Origin of the sequence: Streptomyces longisporus (genome assembly GCF_039532765.1) — a bacterium.
Lineage (GTDB): Bacteria > Actinomycetota > Actinomycetes > Streptomycetales > Streptomycetaceae > Streptomyces > Streptomyces longisporus.
In genome coordinates this window covers 216,550-235,763 of the sequence record NZ_BAAASG010000010.1, presented here as the reverse complement: position 1 = coordinate 235,763, position 19,214 = coordinate 216,550, and the positions used below count along the sequence as shown (strand labels likewise).

The 19,214-nt window shown below is 70.5% G+C and carries 17 protein-coding genes; 6 read left to right on the top strand and 11 right to left on the bottom strand.

Translation table 11 applies throughout. From position 1 onward, the window contains the following. Positions 1–46: 46 nt before the first annotated feature. Positions 47–2,134, top strand: a complete 2,088-nt coding sequence (locus ABD355_RS22165) for a PTS fructose transporter subunit IIABC (protein WP_344402266.1) — start codon at positions 47–49, stop codon at positions 2,132–2,134. An 81-nt stretch (positions 2,135–2,215) separates the two neighbouring features. Next, positions 2,216–2,500: a hypothetical protein gene (locus ABD355_RS22160; RefSeq protein WP_344402265.1), complete on the top strand. Its 285-nt coding sequence runs from the start codon at positions 2,216–2,218 to the stop codon at positions 2,498–2,500. 16 nt (positions 2,501–2,516) lie between these two features. On the opposite strand, the gene ABD355_RS22155 is transcribed toward ABD355_RS22160, so the two are convergent. The 4 genes from ABD355_RS22155 to ABD355_RS22140 form a co-directional block, all read right to left on the bottom strand. Then, positions 2,517–3,263 carry a DUF6227 family protein gene (locus ABD355_RS22155; RefSeq protein ID WP_344402264.1) on the bottom strand — a complete coding sequence of 249 codons (747 nt, stop codon included), beginning with the start codon at positions 3,261–3,263 and terminating at the stop codon, positions 2,517–2,519. 168 nt (positions 3,264–3,431) lie between these two features. Next, positions 3,432–4,670 carry a L,D-transpeptidase gene (locus ABD355_RS22150; protein WP_344402263.1) on the bottom strand — a complete coding sequence of 413 codons (1,239 nt, stop codon included), beginning with the start codon at positions 4,668–4,670 and terminating at the stop codon, positions 3,432–3,434. 147 nt (positions 4,671–4,817) lie between these two features. Beyond that, positions 4,818–5,846 (bottom strand): P1 family peptidase, encoded by a 1,029-nt coding sequence (locus ABD355_RS22145; protein WP_344402262.1) that lies wholly within the window; start codon positions 5,844–5,846, stop codon positions 4,818–4,820. Between the two features lie 38 nt (positions 5,847–5,884). Beyond that, complete coding sequence (locus ABD355_RS22140) at positions 5,885–7,150, bottom strand: low temperature requirement protein A (RefSeq protein WP_344402261.1); 1,266 nt, start codon at positions 7,148–7,150, stop codon at positions 5,885–5,887. A gap of 140 nt (positions 7,151–7,290) precedes the next feature. Between ABD355_RS22140 and ABD355_RS22135 the strand changes: the two genes are divergently transcribed. Then, the gene (locus ABD355_RS22135; RefSeq protein WP_030942012.1) at positions 7,291–7,473 is read left to right on the top strand and encodes a hypothetical protein; all 183 of its coding nucleotides are present in this window, start codon (positions 7,291–7,293) and stop codon (positions 7,471–7,473) included. Positions 7,474–7,492: 19 nt separating this feature from the next. Here the strand turns inward: ABD355_RS22135 and mscL are convergent, their stop codons facing one another. The 6 genes from mscL to ABD355_RS22105 form a co-directional block, all read right to left on the bottom strand. Further along, positions 7,493–7,951 carry a large conductance mechanosensitive channel protein MscL gene (gene mscL / locus ABD355_RS22130; protein WP_344402260.1) on the bottom strand — a complete coding sequence of 153 codons (459 nt, stop codon included), beginning with the start codon at positions 7,949–7,951 and terminating at the stop codon, positions 7,493–7,495. 93 nt (positions 7,952–8,044) lie between these two features. Then, positions 8,045–8,590: a hypothetical protein gene (locus ABD355_RS22125; RefSeq protein ID WP_344402259.1), complete on the bottom strand. Its 546-nt coding sequence runs from the start codon at positions 8,588–8,590 to the stop codon at positions 8,045–8,047. A 187-nt stretch (positions 8,591–8,777) separates the two neighbouring features. Beyond that, on the bottom strand, positions 8,778–9,611 hold the full coding sequence (locus tag ABD355_RS22120) for an S-methyl-5'-thioadenosine phosphorylase (protein ID WP_115907645.1): 834 nt from the start codon (positions 9,609–9,611) through the stop codon (positions 8,778–8,780). Between the two features lie 105 nt (positions 9,612–9,716). Continuing rightward, positions 9,717–10,022 (bottom strand): FmdB family zinc ribbon protein, encoded by a 306-nt coding sequence (locus ABD355_RS22115; RefSeq protein ID WP_344402258.1) that lies wholly within the window; start codon positions 10,020–10,022, stop codon positions 9,717–9,719. Between the two features lie 67 nt (positions 10,023–10,089). Continuing rightward, positions 10,090–11,352, bottom strand: coding sequence for an MFS transporter (locus tag ABD355_RS22110; protein ID WP_344402257.1), 1,263 nt, complete (start codon positions 11,350–11,352; stop codon positions 10,090–10,092). A gap of 276 nt (positions 11,353–11,628) precedes the next feature. Then, positions 11,629–13,170 (bottom strand): potassium/proton antiporter, encoded by a 1,542-nt coding sequence (locus ABD355_RS22105; RefSeq protein ID WP_344402341.1) that lies wholly within the window; start codon positions 13,168–13,170, stop codon positions 11,629–11,631. Between the two features lie 239 nt (positions 13,171–13,409). On the opposite strand from ABD355_RS22105, the gene ABD355_RS22100 reads away from it, so the two are divergent. Next, positions 13,410–16,199, top strand: a complete 2,790-nt coding sequence (locus ABD355_RS22100) for a penicillin acylase family protein (protein ID WP_344402256.1) — start codon at positions 13,410–13,412, stop codon at positions 16,197–16,199. Positions 16,200–16,263: 64 nt separating this feature from the next. Here the strand turns inward: ABD355_RS22100 and ABD355_RS22095 are convergent, their stop codons facing one another. Then, on the bottom strand, positions 16,264–16,878 hold the full coding sequence (locus ABD355_RS22095; RefSeq protein ID WP_344402255.1) for a 5-formyltetrahydrofolate cyclo-ligase: 615 nt from the start codon (positions 16,876–16,878) through the stop codon (positions 16,264–16,266). Between the two features lie 94 nt (positions 16,879–16,972). On the opposite strand from ABD355_RS22095, the gene galU reads away from it, so the two are divergent. Both galU and glp read left to right on the top strand, forming a co-directional pair. Continuing rightward, on the top strand, positions 16,973–17,875 hold the full coding sequence (gene galU / locus ABD355_RS22090; RefSeq protein ID WP_344402254.1) for a UTP--glucose-1-phosphate uridylyltransferase GalU: 903 nt from the start codon (positions 16,973–16,975) through the stop codon (positions 17,873–17,875). A 5-nt stretch (positions 17,876–17,880) separates the two neighbouring features. Continuing rightward, entirely contained in the window at positions 17,881–19,203 is a 1,323-nt protein-coding gene (gene glp / locus ABD355_RS22085) for a molybdotransferase-like divisome protein Glp (protein WP_344402253.1), read from the top strand. Positions 19,204–19,214: the final 11 nt, after the last annotated feature.

Sequence of the window (19,214 nt, the reverse complement as noted above, 5' to 3'; positions counted from 1 at the left end):
CCGCCCACCCCACCCCCCGGGCGATACGCGTGCGAAGGAGCCCGCGATGAGCGACATGATCACCGCGGACCTGGTCGACCTCGACCTGTCCGCCGATACGAAGGAAGCGGCGGCGCGTGCCCTCGCCGAGCGCATGGTGGCCCTGGGCCGGGTGACCGACCTGGACGGCTTCCTCGCCGACGTGGCCGCCCGCGAGGCACAGATGCCCACCGGCCTCGACGGCGGCATCGGCATCCCGCACTGCCGCAGCGAGCACGTCACCGAGCCGACGCTGGCCTTCGGGCGCAGCGCCGCCGGCATCGACTTCGGCGCGGCGGACGGCCCCGCCGACCTGATCTTCCTGATCGCGGCCCCCGCAGGCGCCGACGACGCCCACCTCACGATCCTGTCGTCGCTGGCCCGGCAGCTGATGAACGCCGAGTTCACCGACGCGCTGCGGTCGGCGGGCGACGCGGCGGCCGCGGCCGCACTGATCCGTGGGGACGAGCCGGCCGCGACCGGCTCCGAAGACTCCGCTGCGGCGTCGGGGGCGGCCTCCGCCGACGCCGCAGCGGGCAGCACGGCCCCGGCGCCGGGAGCGAGCGTCGAGGACGCGTCCGCCCCGGCGTCGGGCGCCCCCGCCGCGGACGAGCGCCCCTTCCGTATCGTCGCCGTCACCTCCTGTCCGACCGGTATCGCGCACACGTACATGGCGGCCGAGTCGCTGGAGAACGCGGGTCGCGAGGCGGGCGTCGAGGTCACCGTCGAGACGCAGGGCTCGGCCGGCTTCACCCGGCTCGACCCGGCCGTCATCGCCGCGGCGGACGCCGTGATCTTCGCGCACGACGTCCCCGTACGGGAGAAGGAACGCTTCGCCGGCAAGCCGACCGTCGATGTCGGCGTGAAGGCCGGCATCAACCGGCCCGGCGACCTGATCACCGAGGTGCGCGGCAAGGCCGAGCGCGGTGAGGTGACCGCGGGGGCCGCGCCCGGCACCCCGGTCGAGCGCGCCGGGGAGTCCGGCGAGGGCTACGGCACCAAGCTGCGCAAGTGGCTGATGTCCGGCGTGAGCTACATGGTCCCGTTCGTCGCGGCCGGCGGTCTGCTGATCGCCCTCGGCTTCGCGATCGGCGGCTACAAGATCAAGTCGGCGCCCTCGGTGATGGACCACTTCGTGTGGACGCAGACCGACAGCTGGGCCGCCCTGATGTTCCAGATCGGCGCCGTGGCCTTCGGCTTCCTGGTCCCGGTCCTGGCCGGCTACATCGCGTACGGCATGGCGGACCGGCCCGGTCTGGTCCCCGGCTTCGTGGGCGGCATGATCGCCTCCACCATCAACGCGGGCTTCCTCGGCGGCCTCGTCGCCGGTCTGCTCGCCGGTGGTGTGGTGATGGCGATCCAGAAGATCAACATCCCGGCGGTGCTGCGCGGCATCATGCCGGTGGTGGTGATCCCGCTGATCTCCTCGGCGATCGTCGGGTTCCTGATGTTCGTCGTGGTCGGCAAGCCCATCGCCTCCGCCCAGAAGGGCATGACCGACTGGCTGAACGGCCTCTCCGGATCCAACGCCATCCTGCTCGGCCTGCTGCTGGGCCTGATGATGTGCTTCGACCTCGGCGGCCCCGTCAACAAGGTCGCGTACACCTTCGCCACCGCCGGTATCGCGGTCTCCAACCCGAGCGACTCCGCGATGAAGATCATGGCCGCGGTGATGGCCGCCGGCATGGTCCCGCCGCTGGCGATGGCGCTGGCCACCACGGTCCGCGGAAAGCTCTTCACCGAGACCGAGCGTGAGAACGGCAAGGCCGCCTGGGTGCTGGGTGCCTCCTTCATCTCCGAGGGCGCGATCCCCTTCGCCGCGGCCGACCCGCTGCGCGTCATCCCCTCCTCGATGGTGGGCGGCGCGATCACCGGAGCCCTGTCGATGGCCTTCGGCGCCACCCTGCGCGCCCCGCACGGCGGCATCTTCGTGGTCCCGCTGATCGGCAACGCCTTCCTCTACCTGATCGCCATCGCGGTCGGCGTGTGCGTCAGCACCACGCTGGTGGTCTTCCTGAAGGGCATGCGCAAGCCGGCGCCGGGGGCCGCGCAGCCCGGCACGACGGACGACACGTCGACGGCGACGGCCCAGGCGAAGCAGCCGGTGGCGGCGTAACCGCCGGGTGCACATATCCCTTTGGTGGGATACATCACGGTCCGGGGCCAAAGTCCCGGACCGTGATGTCTACTGGGGTGCATGCCCGATGAGCACGTCTCGATCCTCCAGTCGCTGGGAGTGGCCGTCCTCGCCTTCGCGGCCGTCGTCTGGACGCTCGGCCTGGTCGGCCTGATGCGCCGCGGCCGCTCCGGTGCCGGCAGCCTGCGGCTCGCCTTCCGCACCCTGTGGTACACCGGCCGCACCCCCCGGCGGTCCCTTCCGCACCAGCGGCACTTTCCTCCCCGTCTGGAGCACGTCGAACTGACGCCGGCGGAGCGGGCCGCCTTCGCGGGCCTGGTACGACAGCTCAGCGACAGCCGTTGACCCCCGGGCCGGCGGGTCAGGAGACCTGAGCCGCCCGCCGCTCCATCGCATCCCGGGCCGCGTCCTCGCTGACGTACACCTCGCACATGTGCCGTCCGTCGGGCGTCGCCGTGTGCTCCACCTCCCAGAGGGAGACCTCCACGCCGTCACGCAGCAGGAACGCGTGCTCGTAGAGCGAGAAGCACAGCCCGGCCCGCCCCGCCCGGCACGGCCGCCCGAAGGCCTGTGTGATCTGGTGCGCGAACGCCGTGGTCAGCAGCGCGGCCGTCTCCGCGCCCGGCCGGTCCGGGTTCTCCGCGCGGCGCAGCAGCCGGCGCGCATGATCAGCGGAGTCGTCCGGCAGATACGCGTGCCGCGGCGCCGGGACAGGTGACAGCTGCACCGTCACCGGAAGCTCGAAGTCCGGTGCGTGCGGAGACAGCGGCAGCCGCGCGGTGGCCGCACGCAGTTCCTCCTCGTCGACATACACCTCGTGCTGCGCGAGGCTGCCCGGCGCGGTGTTGTGCACGAGCTCCCACAGAGTGAGCGCCGAGCCGTCGACCAGCAGCCAGGTGTGCCGGTACGTCTCGCGGTGCAGCCCCGCGCTGTGGTGCGCGGAGTGCAGCGAACTGTCGTGCGCCAACGCGCTGTCCAGCTGCCGTATCGTCTCGTCCGGCAGCTCGAAGGAGTTCAGGGCACGGCCGAGGAGTCGCTCGAGATGCTCCTCCGGAGACTCGGGCGACTCGGCTGGTTCGTACGCTGCCGTCTCGTACGGAACGCTCAAGGTTTCTCCCGGCGTTGCTGCATGTCACCTTGTGGGTGCATACCGTAGCCCCTCGGTCGGACATCATGTCCGGGAACCGAGAAAACGTACGCACAGAAAACGCGCGGGCCGTGTGAGGAGTTCCCACACGGCCCGACGATCTGTCAGAAGGTGCTGCTCAGGCGGCGATTACGCGGCGCTCCCCGCCACCCACTCGCTCCACGGCATGTTCCAGCCGTTGAGCCCGTTGTCCGGGGCGACCGTCTTGTCGGGGGAGTTCTTGACGATCACGACGTCGCCGATCAGCGAGTTGTCGTAGAACCACTTGGCGCTCGTGGCGCCCTGGGCGCCCTGCACGTCCGCGAGCCCGACGCAGCCGTGGCTGGTGCCCTGGCGGCCGAAGGGCGGATTGCTCCTGCTGTACCAGTAGTTGCCATGGATGAACGTGCCGGTGTTCGTCAGGCGCATTGCGTGCGGTACGTCCGGGATGTTGTACTCGCCGCCCAGGTTGACCGTCCTGCTGTCCATCCGGGTCTGCTGGAACTTCTCGGAGATGACCATCTGCCCGTTGTACGTCGTGTGCTCCGGGCTGCCCGAGGAGATCGGCACCGACTTGAGCGTCTGGCCGTCCCGCACGACCGTCATGGTCTGCGTGTTCACATCCACCGTGGAGACCTGCGAGCGCCCGATGGTGAAGGTGACGGTCTTCTTCTGCACCCCGTAGACGCCGTTCGCGCCCTCGACGCCGTCCAGGTCGATCTTCATCGTGACCTTGGAGCCGGCCTTCCAGTACTCCTCGGGCCGGAAGTCGAGCCGTTGCGCCCCGAACCAGTGCCCGACCACCTTCTGCCCGCTGCTCGACGTGACCGTGATGTGCGACTGCACGGCCTTCTTGTCGCTGATCACCTTGTCGAAGTCGAACGACACCGGCATGCCCACGCCGACCGTCGTCCCGTTGTCCGGCGTGTACGTCCCGATGAAGCTGTTGGCCGAGCTGACGGTGGTGAAGATCGAGTTGGCCGCCGCCGTACGGCCGCTGCCGTCCTTGGCGGTCGCCGAGATCTGGTACTTCGTCCCGCGCTCCAGCTGCGCCTTGGGCTTCCACGCCCCGCCGTCCGCGGATATCGAACCCGGAACCGTCTGGCCCGACCCGGCCACCGTCATCTTCACGTCGGTCAGCCTGCCGCCGCTGACCTGCACGCCGGTCGTGTTGATCGACGCGGCGGTCGAGCCGTCCTTCGCCGAGATGACGATCTTCGCCGTCGACGTCCTGGTCGAACCCTTGTCATCCTTGCTGTCGCTCGAGGAGCTCGAGGAGTTGGCGTTGGCGTCGCCGCCGCAGGCGGTCAGGGTGAGGGCGCCGACCACCAGGGCGGCACAGGCTCCCAGTATGCGTACGCGCCGCGCTGCAATGTCCGGCGTTGTCACGGGCTGCTCCAGGTTCGTGTGATGTGCGGTGTCCGTTCCAGTGCGTGTGAAAGGAGGGGATCGGCGGACCGTGGGGTTCCCTCCGTCCGCGATGAAGGCGATCACGTGACAGAACCGGGACAATCGCGTGCGAACGCAGCCCTGTTGTTACCGACGTCCGTACAACTCCTCGTACGACGGCCACATCCCGCCGGGCCCGTCCACCGGCTCGGCGGCGCGCACGGCCCGCACGATCGCCCGTGTCACCAGGTCCGCGCCCGCCGCGAGGATCTCGTTCAGCGCGAGGGGGTGCCCGGCGTCGAGCGGGCGCGCTCCGGTCGCCAGGGCGAACACTGTGTCCCCGTCGTTGAGCAGATGCACCGGCCGCACGGCACGCGCGATGCCGTCGTGCGCCGTACCGGCGAGCTTCTGCGCCTGCGCCTTCGACAGGTCCGCGTCGGTGGCGACCACGGCGAGCGTGGTGTTCAGGGGCGGGAGCCCGTTCTTCTCCGCGGCCTCGGCCAGGCGTCGACGCGCGGCCTCGTGCACAGGACTCTCGGGGTGGTTCACGCGCCCCTGGAACAACTCCCCGTACAGAACCCCCGTTTCCGGATCCATCGCCGATCCGGCCGCGTTGGCCACCACCAGGGCGGCCACCGTGATCCCCGAGCCGAGCACCGCGCTCGCGGTGCCGACCCCGCCCTTGATCGGCCCCACGGCCGCCCCGGTGCCGGCGCCCACGCACCCTTCCCGCACCCGCGCCCCCAACCCGCTCGCCGCGGCCGCCTCGACCGCCGCCCGGCCGGTGGCGGCATCGGGCCTGGCCCGGAAGTCGCCGCCCCGCCCGAGGTCGAAGACACAGGCGGCGGGCACCACCGGCACCACATGCGCAGGGTCCACCCCCACGCGCACCCCGCGTCCCTGTTCCTCCAGCCAGGCCATCACCCCCGACGCCGCATCGAGGCCGTACGCGCTGCCGCCGGTCAGCACGATCGCCTCGACCTTCTGCACCAGGTTGCGCGGGTCGAGCGCGTCGGTCTCCTTGGTGCCGGGGCCGCCGCCGCGCACGTCCACGGCGGCGACCGCGCCGCCTTCCGGGGCGAGGACGACCGTGGTGCCGGTGAGCCAACCGCCGCCGGTGCGCGTCGCATGCCCCACCCGCACTCCGGTGACGTCCGTCAATGCGTCAACTGTCATGGAGCCAGTCTCGCCCGGCCCGGCACGACAGCGCCCCGTCAGCCGACCGGACTCGTCGCGTGCTCCCCGCTCGATCCGCCCGATCCGCTCGCCCCGGGCTCCCCGGCACCCCTGCGCGCCGCCAGCACCACCCCGGACGCCACGGCCAGCGCCGACACCAGGCCCGCCGCGAACACCGCCCAGTGGCCCAGGAAGGTGCAGACGATCACGAGCAACGCCGTGCTCGGCAGCACCAGTTGCTGGGCGATGCCCACCTTGTAGTAACGGGAGTGCAGCGCCCACACGGTGAGCAGATACAGCGCCGTCGGGAGGGTCACCGCCGCCGACGCCTCCAGCGTGGAGATGTGCGCCTTGCCGACCGCCTGCTCCACCGCCACCTCCAGGCCCGCCCCGACCGCGGCCGCCGAGGCGAAGATCAGATAGTGGCCGTAACCCCACAGGAACGCCTGCCCGTTGGATCGCAGATGACCGTGGATCGGCACCGCGAAGTAGATCCACCAGGCGGCGAAGATGATCAGCAGTCCGCCCGCCGCGATGGGCAGCAGCTCGCCCAGCGCGTCGTTCTCGTCGATGCCCGACTTCACCGCGACGGTGGCCGCCGCGATGGTCTCGCCGAGCACGATGATCGTGAACAGGCCGTACCGCTCGGAGATGTGGTGCGGATGCCAGGACGTGGGGTGGTCCTTCTCCGCGTACGGCGGCACGCACATCTCCAGGACCGCCATCACCACGAAGACCCACACCCGGGCGCCCACCGGCAGCACCACCAGCCCGAGCCAGCCGATCATGCACAGCGACACACCCGCGGCATAGCGCAGCCCCATGGTCCGCTCGGCGCCCTCGGTCGACCGTGCCGCACGCAGCCACTGCGCCGTCATGGCGGCCCGCATGATCACATAGCCCAGCCAGACCACCAGGAACTCGTGCTTCTCGAACGCCCGGGAGATGCCGGCTGCCAGCACCAGCACCCCGGCGATCTGGACCAGGGTGACGACCCGGTAGAGCACGTCGTCGTTGTCGTACGCCGAGGCGAACCAGGTGAAGTTCATCCACGCCCACCAGATGGCGAAGAACACCATCCCGTAGTTGAGGATCCCCTCGCCCGCGTGCCGCGCGGCGAGGGCGTGCACCAGCTCGACGCCCGCCTGGGCGACGGCCACGACGAAGCACAGATCGAAGAAGAGCTCCAGCGGCGAGGCGACGCGGTGTGCCTCCTCGCGGCCCCGGGCCGTGAGCCTGCGCAGTGGTCGGCGGTTCGCCGGCGTGCCGGAGGACGCGGGCGGCGGAGTCGAGCTGTTCGTCATGGGACCAAGCACAGCAGACAACCGGCGGGAATTCCTTGGCGGCAGCGACGGGCCTGCCCGCACGGCGCTTGGCCCGCCGGCCGGGCGGGCCACCGGCGCGACCCGGCCGCCGCGCACCCTCGGGGCCGTACCCTGGACGCATGACCTCCGCCCCCGCCCCCGAGCCGCGCGCTCCGAAGCCCGCGCTGATCTTCGACGACCCGCTGGACCAGCAGTCCTCGGACGACACCGACCGCGGCTGGGGCGAGCGGCCGGGCTCCGACGGGGACTCCGCGGCCGACCTGAAGCGCTTCCTCGACGAGAAGCCGCCCCACCACCTCTGAGCCGCCCGGGCCGCTGCCGCTACCGCCCGTTGCGCCCGGCCGCGCGCTGTGCGACCAACTCGTCGCGGATCTGCTTCAGCACTTCCAGCTCGGTCACCTCGATCACCTCGTGGGTGCCCTCCCGCGCCTTGCGGCGGGCCTCCACGCGGGCGAGGTACTTCGCCATGGGCAGCACCATCAGGAAGTAGACGACGGCCGCGGTGATCACGAAGCTGAGGGTGGCGCCGAGGACCGAGCCCCACAGGAGCTGGATCCCGTGACTGCCCTCGCACTTCTCGCTCAGGCAGGACTTGTAGTTGTCGAGGTTCGTGGTGCCGATCGCCCCGACCAGCGGATTGATGAGCCCCTTCACCATCGAGTTCACGATGTTGGTGAACGCGGCGCCGATCACCACCGCCACCGCCAGATCGACGACGTTCCCGCGCATCAGGAAGGCCTTGAAGCCGTGCCAGATGCTCGGTTCCTTCTTCTCGCTCACCTCGGGTCCTCTTCTCGCACGCACAGGTTGGGGAACAAACAGTTCCGCAACCTACGGCACGGCTGGACCGCCCTGCCCGTCCGGGTGGCTGGATCAGCACACCGTCACCGCCAGCCGCGCCGTCGCGCTCGCGCCGGCGAGGTGTGCCGCGGTGGAACGAGGGACCGAGAGCACGACCAGCGCCCCGCTGTCGTCCCCGTTGTCCAGGGGCTCCGGCACCTTCGTCACTCGCGCCCCGCGCGCGACCACGCGGGCATCGCCGCCCGTCGCCGTCTGCCGGGCGGCGACGACGTCCACCCGGTCACCGGGCCTGAGCAGCCGGACCGTGGCCCCGTCGGCGATCCGCACCGGCGCGGCCACCATCTCGACGGCGCGGTGCTTGCGTACGGGATCCGCCACCGGATGCCCACGCGCCGGAGCGGTGACCCGTGGTCCCGCGGCCACCAGCGCGGCCGCGGTCACCGCGAGGCCCGCGGCCACGGCTCGCCTGCGGTGCCGTACGAGCCGTCGTAGCTGATACCGCCCGCCGCGCACCCGCACGGGGGCGAAGTGCGGGACCTCGCAGGTGGCGGGGGCGTCGGCGCCGGGTGGGCGCGGGGTGGAAGGGGAGGGGAAGAAGGACGGGGGAGGGAGGGACATGCGGATCACCGCCTGCGTCGAGGAATCGGCTTGCAGGCCCACGATGAGGCCTCGCGGCGATCTCTGTCGGCGCCGGTGGACTACCGACGGGTTGTGGACAACTCCCTCACCGGAACGGGGAGTTCCGGAGCCTGCCCCGCGCCAAACCGCGAGGCTCGGCTCCCCGAGGCCCGTCCTCGGCACCTCGTCACGGCAGCTCGAATCCCGGGTCCATTCCGCCCAGCGCGTTCGTGCACAGGCAGTCCCGGTCCTCGTTCGCCGGCAGGGCGGCCACCGCGTCGAACAGCACGCCCCGCAGCCGGTCCACATTCGCCGCGAACACCCGCAGCACCTCGTCGTGCGAGACGCCCTCGCCGGTCTCGGCGCCCGCGTCGAGGTCGGTGACCAGCGTCATCGTCGAGTAGCACAGCTCCAGTTCACGGGCGAGCGCCGCCTCGGGATGGCCGGTCATGCCGACCACCGACCAACCCTGCGCCTGATGCCACAACGATTCTGCGCGGGTCGAGAATCGCGGCCCCTCGACCACGACCAGGGTGCCGCCGTCCACCGGCTCCCAGTCCCGGCCGCGCGCGGCCTTCAGGGCGGCCGCGCGTCCGACGGGGCAGTAGGGATCGGCCAGGGACACATGCACCACGTTCGGGATGTTGCCGCCGGGCAGCGGGAGTCCGTCGAAGTACGTCCCCACCCGGGACTTCGTACGGTCGACCAGCTGGTCCGGCACGAGCAGCGTCCCCGGCCCGTACTCGGGGCGCAGCCCGCCCACCGCGCACGGACCGAGCACCTGGCGCACGCCGAGCGACCGCAGCGCCCACAGGTTGGCCCGGTAGTTGATCCGGTGCGGCGGCAGATGGTGGCCGCGGCCGTGGCGGGGCAGGAAGGCGACCCGCCGGCCGGCGAGCTCGCCGAGGAAGAGGGAGTCGCTGGGCGGCCCGTAAGGGGTGTCCACCTGGACCTCGGTCACGTCGTCGAGGAACGAGTAGAAGCCCGAGCCGCCGATTACACCGATCTCTGCGTTCGCCATGGCCGCACAGTATCCGGCGTCGGCGGCGCGCGGAGAGGGGGATCAGGAGACGGCTGGAACCCTGCCGTCGTACGACGACAGGGTCCAGGGTCCCGTGAGCAAGTCCTAGGCGGCGGAGCTGCTGCTGGAGGTGGTGCCGGTGCTCGACGGCTTCGAGTCGGAGGACGACGAGGACGGCGCCGACGACGAGGTGGACGTCGACGACTTCGACGCGGGCGAGCTGCTCGAAGAGGAGCCGCGGCTGTCGTTCCGGTAGAAGCCCGAGCCCTTGAAGACAATGCCGACCGCGGAGAACACCTTCTTCAGGCGGCCACCGCAGTTGGGGCACTCGGTCAGAGCGTCGTCGGTGAACTTCTGCACCGCCTCGAGGCCCTCGCCGCACTCGGTGCACTGGTACTGATAGGTGGGCACTGTCTTCCTCCTGGCACTCTCACTCAATGAGTGCTAACGAGCGTCTATAGTGACGTATTCCTGAGGATCAGTCCACCGTCACCGGCACTCGGTGACCGACGCCACGTGCGACGGTCAGACTGCGGGGCCGCGCCACGAGCCGTGACCGAAGGGCCACGAGGGTCGTCAGCGCCAGTACGGTACCGGCCATCGGCACCAGGAATCCGGCCCCGCCCCAGAAGCGGTCCTCCAGCTGTCCGGCGACCGTGACGGCCGCGGCCTGGCCGAGTGCCACCGCGCCGGTCAGCCAGGTGAACGCCTCGGTGCGGGCGCCCGCCGGGACCAGACCCTCGACCAGCGTGTAGCCGGTGATCAGCGCGGGCGCGATGCACATGCCGACGAGCAGGCCGAGGCCGGCCAGGACGAGCACCGAGTGGGCGGCCCACAGGCCGGAGGCCGCGAGGGCGAGGGCGCCGTATCCGAGGACGAGCCGCCGCTGCGGGGCCACCTTCCAGGCGACGGCGCCGCAGACGATGCCGGAGAGCATGTTGCCCGCCGCGAAGACGCCGTAGAGGACGCCGTTCAGGCCGGGCTCGCCTATCGACTCGGTGAACGCCGCCAGCGAGACCTGCATGCCGCCGAAGACGGAGCCGATGCCGAGGAAGGCCACGACCAGAACGCGCACCCCAGGGACGCGCAGAGCGGAAGCGTGCTCCACGCGCGCGTGCCCCGTCGCGGTGACCGCGGGCTGTGTGCCCTTCTGCGCCGCGAACAGCAGACCGCCGACGAGCGTCAGCGAGGCCTCGGTCACCAGGCCCGCGGCCGGGGTGACGGCGGTGCACAGGGCGGTGGCGAGCAGCGGCCCGAAGACGAAGGTCAGCTCGTCCGTGACGGACTCGAAGGCGGCCGCGGTGGTCATCAGGGGCGAGCCCTGGAGCTTCACGCCCCAGCGGGCGCGCACCATGGGTCCGACCTGCGGCACCGAGGCGCCGGTCGGCACGGCCGCCGCGAACAGCGCCCACAGGGGTGCGTGGGCCAGCGCGAGCGCGGTGAGGGTCAGGCCCGCCAGCGAGTGCAGCAGTACGCCGGGGATCAGCACGGCGCGCTGTCCGTAGCGGTCGGCGAGACGGCCGCTGTAGGGCGCGAACAGGGCCATGGAGACGCCGGTGACGGCCGCCGCGGCGCCCGCCGCGCCATAGGAGCCGGTGGTGTGCTGCACCAGCAGCACGATGGAGATGGTGAGCATCGCGAACGGCTGGCGTGCCGCGAAGCCGGGGAGCAGGAACGTCCAGGCGCCGCGGGTGCGCAGCAGCTGTCCGTAGCCCGGGCGGGAGGTGACCGTGGATGCCACGGCCCGTGCCTTTCTGCCGCCTGGTAGCGCGCCCCTTGGTGCGGGCGGCGCCGAGAGCTGTCCTCTTGCGCGGAACTGCGGTAGATACCGGCGGTCCACTGCCTAGGGACGTCCCGGCCGCCATACGGTCGCGCCAGCACTGCGTCAGGCAGAGTTGGTTCGATCTGGGTGCGCCTTCATCCTACAGGGATCAGCGGCTGATGTGCCTGTGAATACGAGCACCATGCGGGCGTTCACCTGCGATTACCCAGGGTGTGAACCGTACGAAACACACCATTAACGCCCGGCTCCCGCTCCCGCCCCGTTCGTCCCGAGCCATCCGGCCAGCTTGCCGCCGTGGCCGACCGAGCGCAGCCGCTTCTCCGCCGCGTCCCGCACCGGGTCCGTGGTGACGACGAGCAGTTCGTCGCCCCGCCGCAGGACCGTGGTGGGCAGGGGGACAAACGATTTTCCTTCGCGGACGACCAGGGTGACGGCGGCCCCGGCCGGCAGGCGCAGCTCGGCCACCTCGACGCCGTGCATCTTCGAGCCCTCGGGGATCGCGACGGACAGCAGATGCCCGCGCAGCCGCTCCAGCGGGGCCGACTCGATGCCGAGGTCGGCGGCTTCCGCGTCCTTGCCCAGCTCCAGCTTGCGGGCGAGCCAGGGCAGCGTCGGCCCCTGGACCAGGGTGTAGACGACGACCAGGACGAAGACGATGTTGAAGATGCGGCGGCTGGCGTCGACGCCCTGCACCATCGGGATCGTCGCCAGGATGATGGGGACCGCGCCGCGCAGCCCGGCCCAGGACATCAGGGTCTGCTCCTGCCACGGCACCCGGAATGGCACCAGGCACAGCACCACGCTCAGCGGACGCGCCACCATGGTCAGCGCCAGGCCGATGACGAGCGCGGGCACCACGTCGTCGCCGAGTTCGTGCGGGGTGACCAGCAGCCCGAGCAGGACGAACATGCCGATCTGGGCGATCCAGCCGAGCCCGTCGGCGAAGCCGCGGGTGGCGGGCCAGTGGGGCAGTTTCGCGTTGCCCATCATCATCGAGGCGAGGTAGACGCCCAGGAAGCCGCTGCCGTGCGCGAGTGCGCCGCCCGCATAGGCGGTGACGGCGATCGCCATCACGGCGATCGGGTAGAGGCCCGAGGCGGGCAGGGCCACGTGCCGAAGGCCCCAGGAGCCGAGCCAGCCCACCGCGAGGCCGATGGCCGCGCCGATGGCGAGCTCCAGGGCTATCTCGCCCAGCAGCACGTACCAGTGGGAGACCGGGCCTGCCGTGGAGAAGGCGACCACCAGGATGACCACCGGGGCGTCGTTGAAGCCGGACTCGGCCTCCAGCGTGCCCGTCACACGCGCGGGCAGGGGGATCTTCCGCAGCACCGAGAAGACCGCCGCCGCGTCCGTGGAGGAGACCACCGCCCCGACGATCAGTGCCTGCCGCCACTCCAGCCCGATCAGGAAGTGCGCGGCCGACGCCGTGACCCCGACGCTCACCGCAACCCCGCCCAGCGCCAGTGCGGAGGCGGCCGGCAGGGCCGGCTTGATCTCCTTCCACTTCGTGCCCAGACCGCCCTCGGCCAGGATCACGACGAGGGCCGCGTATCCGATGACCTGGGTCAGCTCGGCATTGCTGAAGTGGATGTTGCCGATCCCGTCCTGGCCCATGAGGACCCCGATCCCCAGGTACACGAGCAGGCTGGGGAGCCCGCTGCGCGAGGAGATCCGGACCGCTGCCACGGCGACGAGCAGGACGAGCGAGCAGACGAGCAGAAGCTGGTTGAGGTGGTGGACAGTCAGCGGCCGTTCCCTTCCCTGGCTCACACGCATCCCGCGCGGGAGCTCACGTACATAGGACACGAAGCCGAGAAACTCCGCACCCAAGTACTTTGTTACCTTACCTAACTCTTGACGATTTCTTGACGCTCGCCGGGGCGAGATCGAACGCCCGCCCGTCTTGTTCCCGACTCCGCGTCAAGGGGCGCGAGGCCCTGCGCCTATGGTTGCTCCAGCGCTCATTCAAAGTCACAGCCCCGCCTGCCGCTCGCGTTAGGACAGCAAGGACAGCGATGCCCCCCAACATCACCGCCACAACGGGTGACAAGCCCGGCAAGTCCGGCAGGAAGAAGGGGCGCAAAGCCCGATTGGTCGTGCTGGTCCTGGTCCTGGCCATCATCGGAGGCGTCGCCTACGGGGCGTACTGGTCCATCAGCACCGTCCGCGCGTCGTTCCCGCAGACCAAGGGCTCGATCACGCTCGACGGCCTGTCGGGACCCGTCGACGTGAAGCGCGACGGCAACGGCATCCCGCAGATCTACGCCTCCTCCGACGAGGACCTGTTCATGGCGCAGGGCTACGTCCAGGCGCAGGACCGGTTCTACGAGATGGACGTGCGCCGCCACATGACCTCCGGCCGGCTGTCGGAGATGTTCGGCAAGGACCAGGTCAAGGACGACGAATTCCTGCGCACCCTGGGCTGGGACCGGGTGGCGAAGAAGGAGTACGACACCAAGTTGTCGGCCTCCACCAAGAGGTACCTCCAGGCGTACGCCAAGGGAGTCAACGCCTACCTGCAGGGCAAGGACGGCAAGGACATCTCCCTGGAGTACGCGGCCCTGGGCTTCGTCAACGACTACAAGCCGGCGCAGTGGACCCCGGTCGACTCGATCTCCTGGCTGAAGGCGATGGCCTGGGACCTGCGCGGCAACATGCAGGACGAGATCGACCGCGCCCTGATGACCAGCCGTCTCGGCCCGAAGCAGATCGCCGACCTGTACCCGGACTACCCGTACAGCCGCAACAAGGCGATCGTCCAGGAGGGCCAGTACAACGCGCTCACCAAGACGTTCGAGCAGAACGGCAGCTCGTCCACGAGCGGTACGTCGGGTATGTCGAGGGCCGGCGCGACCGGCACGTCCTCCTCGTCGGCGGCCGGCTCCGCCCTGACGAGCCAGCTGTCGGGTCTCTACAAGGTCCTGGACAACGTGCCCACGGCCGTCGGCGTGAACGGCCAGGGCATCGGCTCCAACTCCTGGGTGGTCGCCGGGGATCACACCATCACCGGCAAGCCGCTGCTGGCCAACGACCCGCATCTGTCGGCCTCGCTGCCGTCCGTCTGGTACCAGATGGGCCTGCACTGCCGCACGGTCTCCAGCAAGTGCCAGTACGACGTGACCGGTTACACCTTCGCGGGCATGCCCGGCGTGGTCATCGGCCACAACCAGGACATCGCCTGGGGCATGACCAACTCCGGTGTCGACGTCACCGACCTGTACCTGGAGAAGGTCTCCGGCGACGGCTACCTCTACGACGGCACGGTGCGGCCGTTCAAGACCCGTGAGGAGACCATCAAGGTCGCCGGCGGCACGTCCAAGACGATCGTCGTGCGCCAGACCGCCGACGGGATGCCCCTGCTCTCCGACCGCGACGACGAGCTCGTGACGGTCGGCAAGAAGGCCACCGTGAACACCGCGGCGCCCGACCGCGGCGACGGTTACGGCATCGCGCTGCGCTGGACCGCGCTCGACCCGGGCACCTCCATGGACGCCGTCTTCGCCATCGACAAGGCGTCGAACTGGAGCGACTTCCGCTCCGCGGCCGCCCTGTTCGACGTGCCCTCGCAGAACCTGGTCTACGCCGACAAGAACAACATCGGCTACACGCTGCCCGGGAAGATCCCCACGCGCGCGAAGAAGGACGACGGCTCGATCCCGGCGCCGGGCTGGGACTCCAGCTACAAGTGGACCGGGTACATCCCCAAGGACGCGCTGCCGTACGAGTTCAACCCCAAGCGCGGCTACATCGTCACCGCCAACCAGGCAGTGATCGACAAGGACAAGTACCCCTACACGCTCACCACCGACTGGGGCTACGGCACCCGCAGCCAGCGGATCACCGACCTGATCGAGTCGAAGATCAGGGGCGGCGGCAAGATCTCCACCGACGACATGCGCCAGATGCAGCTGGACAACAGCAGCGAGATCGCCAAGCTGCTCGTGCCCAAGCTGCTGAAGATCGACATCACGGACAAGGACGTCCGCGGGGCGAAGGCCGTCCGCGAGGCGCAGGACCTCCTGGAGGGCTGGGACTACACCCAGGACGCCGACTCGGCGGCGGCCGCCTACTTCAACTCGGTCTGGCGCAACATCCTCAAGCTTGCCTTCGGCAACAAGCTGCCCAAGGAGCTGCGGGTCGAGGGCCAGTGCCTGTGGGTCGATCCGGTCAACAGCACCGGGCCCGCGGACGAGACGAACAAGGTGCGCGAGTGTGGCGAGCGCGCCGCCGACCAGGCGCAGCCGGACGGCGGCGACCGCTGGTTCGAGGTCGTCCGCAACCTCGTGGACGACCAGAAGAGCGACTGGTGGTCCACGCCCAAGTCGCTCACCCGGCCCGGGGCGAGCGACAACCGCGACGATCTGTTCAAGCGCGCCATGATCGACGCCCGTTGGGAGCTGACGGCCAAGCTCGGCAAGGACATCGACACCTGGAGCTGGGGCCGGCTGCACCGTCTGTTCCTGAAGAACCAGACCCTCGGCACCGACGGCCCCGCCTTCGTGAAGTACATCCTCAACCGCGGCCCCTGGAAGCTCAGCGGCGGCGAGGCGACGGTCAACGCCACCGGCTGGAACGCGGCGGGCGGCTACGGCGTCGTCTGGGTGCCGTCGATGCGCATGGTGGTCAACCTCGACGACCTCGACAAGTCGAAGTGGATCAACCTCACCGGCGCCTCGGGGCACGCCTACAGCGCCCACTACACCGACCAGACGAGCAAGTGGGTCAAGGGCGAGCTGCTCGACTGGAACTTCTCGGACAAGGCCGTCGACAAGAACACGAGCGACACCCTGGTCCTGAAGCCATGAGCCACCGGCCCTAGATCACGGTTCACATGAGTAGTGCCCTCCACGCGCGCGTGGAGGGCACTACTCATGTGAACCTCCGTACCCCCGACGGCGTCACCACCGCATGCACCGGCCGGTCGTGCGCCTCCTCCGGGACATGCCCGACGACCTCCGAGTCGTACAGCAGCACCACCAGCGCGGGATGGGCGTCCGCGCGCTCCAGACGTGTGAGGACGCGGTCGTACGACCCTCCGCCGCGCCCGAGCCGCATCCCGCGGGCGTCGACGGCGAGACCGGGCAGCAGCACGACGTCGGCGCCGGTCACGGCATCCGGTCCGAGGCGTTCGCCGGCGGGCTCGAAGAGGGCCATTTTTCCGCCGTGTTGGATGCGCACGAGGGAGCCCTCCCCGGCGTAGGCGCCCCAGTCGAGATCGTTGTCCGGGAGAAGGGCGGGAAGCAGGACGCGCACGCCCCGCTCGCGCAGCGCGTCCAGCAGCGCGAGCGTGCCCGGCTCGCTTCCCACGGAGACGTACGCCGCCACCGTGCGCGCGTGCGCCAGCTCCGGCAGCCCGAGCGCGCGGCCGGCCAGCGCGTCGGCGGATTCCCGCACGTCATCGGCCGTCAATCTGTTTCTCACCGCGAGGAGCTCTCGCCGCAACATTCGCTTGTCAGCCTCGGTCGCACGTCCGATGTGACTCATAGGTCGCACCCGTACCCTTCCATATGTGCTCATATGAGAGCCAATTAACCGGAGCCTCAGATTCCCTGCAAAGGCACCGGATAAGGTTGCCGCCATGACCCAGTCGCACCCCAGGATCAGCAAGGCTGTCATCCCTGCAGCGGGCCTCGGCACACGGTTCCTGCCGGCCACCAAGGCCACTCCCAAGGAGATGCTGCCGGTCGTCGACAAGCCGGCGATCCAATACGTGGTCGAAGAGGCCGTGTCGGCGGGCCTCGACGACGTCCTCATGATCACGGGCCGCAACAAGCGCCCCCTCGAGGACCACTTCGACCGCAACTACGAGCTCGAGTCCGCCCTCCAGAAGAAGGGCGACGCGGGCCGGCTCGCGAAGGTCCAGGCGTCCAGCGACCTCGCGACCATGCACTACGTGCGGCAGGGCGACCCCAGGGGCCTCGGCCACGCGGTGCTGTGCGCCGCCCCGCACGTCGGCCGCGAGCCCTTCGCCGTCCTCCTCGGCGACGACCTGATCGACCCGCGCGACCCGCTCCTCGCGCGCATGGTCGAGGTCCAGGAGCAGCGCGGCGGCAGCGTCATCGCGCTCATGGAGGTCGCACCGGAGCAGATCCACCTCTACGGCTGCGCTGCCGTCGACCCCACCCAGGACGCGGACGTGGTCAAGGTCCACGACCTGGTCGAGAAGCCGGCCGCCGCCGACGCCCCGTCCAACTACGCGATCATCGGCCGCTACGTCCTCGACCCGCACATCTTCGACATACTGCGCAAGACCGAGCCCGGCCGTGGCGGCGAGATCCAGCTGACCGACGCCCTCCAGCAGCTCGCGGCGGACGAGAAGGTCGGCGGCCCGGTGCACGGCGTCGTCTTCAAGGGCCGCCGCTATGACACCGGCGACCGCGGCGACTACCTGCGTGCCATTGTCAGACTCGCATGCGAACGTGAAGACCTGGGTCCGGACTTCCGGACCTGGCTTCGCAGTTACGTAGCCGAGGAGATGTAGCAACGTTGAGCAGCGCCGCGCCCCGCACCACCGGCCAGGACCATCTCTGGTCGGTGGACGAACACCTGGAGGACATCCTCGCGACCGTCCGCCCCCTGGAACCCATCGAGCTGCAACTCCTCGACGCCCAGGGCTGCGTCCTGGTCGAGGACGTCACGGTGCCCGTCTCCCTGCCGCCGTTCGACAACAGCTCCATGGACGGGTACGCGGTGCGGGTCTCGGATGTCGCGGGCGCGAGCGCGGAGTTCCCCGCCGTCCTGGCCGTCGTCGGGGACGTCGCGGCGGGCCAGGCCGACCTGCTCCATGTGGGCCCCGGCCAGGCCGCCCGCATCATGACCGGCGCTCCGCTGCCGCCCGGCGCGGAGACCGTCGTCCCCGTCGAATGGACCGACGGCGGCCTCGGCGAGGGCCCGGCGACCGGTATGCGCGCCCGGTCCCTGTCCCCCGAGGGCGCCGAGGGACATGTGCACGTGTACCGCCCGGCCGAGGCACGCGCGCACGTCCGCGCGAAGGGCAGCGACGTGAAGTCCGGCGACCGCGCCCTCGAGGCCGGCACGGTCCTCGGACCGCCGCAGATCGCCCTGCTCGCCGCGATCGGCCGCGGCACGGTCCGTGTGCGCCCCCGCCCTCGCGTGGTCGTCATGTCCACCGGCAGCGAACTCGTCCAGCCCGGCGAGAAGCTGGGCAGCGGCCAGATCTACGACTCCAACAGCTTCGCCCTCACCGCCGCCGCCCGCGACGCCGGTGCCATCGCCTACCGGGTGGGCGCCGTCGCCGACGACGCGGAGACCCTCCGCTCCACCATCGAGGACCAGCTGGTGCGCGCCGACCTCCTGGTCACCACGGGCGGCGTGAGCGTCGGGGCGTACGACGTGGTCAAGGAGGCCCTGTCGTACGTCGGTGACGAGGACGAGCCGGGCAGCGGCATCGAGTTCCGCAAGCTCGCCATGCAGCCGGGCAAGCCCCAGGGCTTCGGCTCCATCGGCCCCGACCACACCCCGCTGCTGGCCCTCCCCGGCAACCCGGTGTCGTCGTACGTCTCCTTCGAGCTCTTCGTCCGCCCCGCCATCCGCGCCCTCATGGGACTCCAGGACGTGCACCGGCCGCGCACCCGCGCGACCCTCACCGCGCGCAAGGCGCTGACCTCGCCGAAGGGCCGCAGACAGTTTCTGCGCGGGACGTACGCCGACGGCTCCGTGACCCCGGTCGGCGGTGCCGGATCCCACCTGGTCGCGGCCCTCGCGCACGCCGACGCGCTGATCGTCGTCCCCGAGGACGTGGAGTCCGTGGAGCCCGGCTCCGAGGTGGAGGTCGTCCTGCTCGGCTGAGTGCTCCCGGC

What these genes read in the sequence shown, in the direction of transcription:
- ABD355_RS22165 (WP_344402266.1), top strand. Translation starts at nt 47, where the DNA reads ATGAGCGACATGATCACCGCGGACCTGGTCGACCTCGACCTGTCCGCC.
- ABD355_RS22160 (WP_344402265.1), top strand. Translation starts at nt 2,216, where the DNA reads ATGCCCGATGAGCACGTCTCGATCCTCCAGTCGCTGGGAGTGGCCGTC.
- ABD355_RS22145 (WP_344402262.1), bottom strand. Translation starts at nt 5,846, where the DNA reads ATGACAGTTGACGCATTGACGGACGTCACCGGAGTGCGGGTGGGGCAT.
- ABD355_RS22140 (WP_344402261.1), bottom strand. Translation starts at nt 7,150, where the DNA reads ATGACGAACAGCTCGACTCCGCCGCCCGCGTCCTCCGGCACGCCGGCG.
- ABD355_RS22135 (WP_030942012.1), top strand. Translation starts at nt 7,291, where the DNA reads ATGACCTCCGCCCCCGCCCCCGAGCCGCGCGCTCCGAAGCCCGCGCTG.
- ABD355_RS22125 (WP_344402259.1), bottom strand. Translation starts at nt 8,590, where the DNA reads ATGTCCCTCCCTCCCCCGTCCTTCTTCCCCTCCCCTTCCACCCCGCGC.
- ABD355_RS22120 (WP_115907645.1), bottom strand. Translation starts at nt 9,611, where the DNA reads ATGGCGAACGCAGAGATCGGTGTAATCGGCGGCTCGGGCTTCTACTCG.
- ABD355_RS22105 (WP_344402341.1), bottom strand. Translation starts at nt 13,170, where the DNA reads ATGCGTGTGAGCCAGGGAAGGGAACGGCCGCTGACTGTCCACCACCTC.
- ABD355_RS22100 (WP_344402256.1), top strand. Translation starts at nt 13,410, where the DNA reads ATGCCCCCCAACATCACCGCCACAACGGGTGACAAGCCCGGCAAGTCC.
- ABD355_RS22095 (WP_344402255.1), bottom strand. Translation starts at nt 16,878, where the DNA reads ATGAGTCACATCGGACGTGCGACCGAGGCTGACAAGCGAATGTTGCGG.
- galU (WP_344402254.1), top strand. Translation starts at nt 16,973, where the DNA reads ATGACCCAGTCGCACCCCAGGATCAGCAAGGCTGTCATCCCTGCAGCG.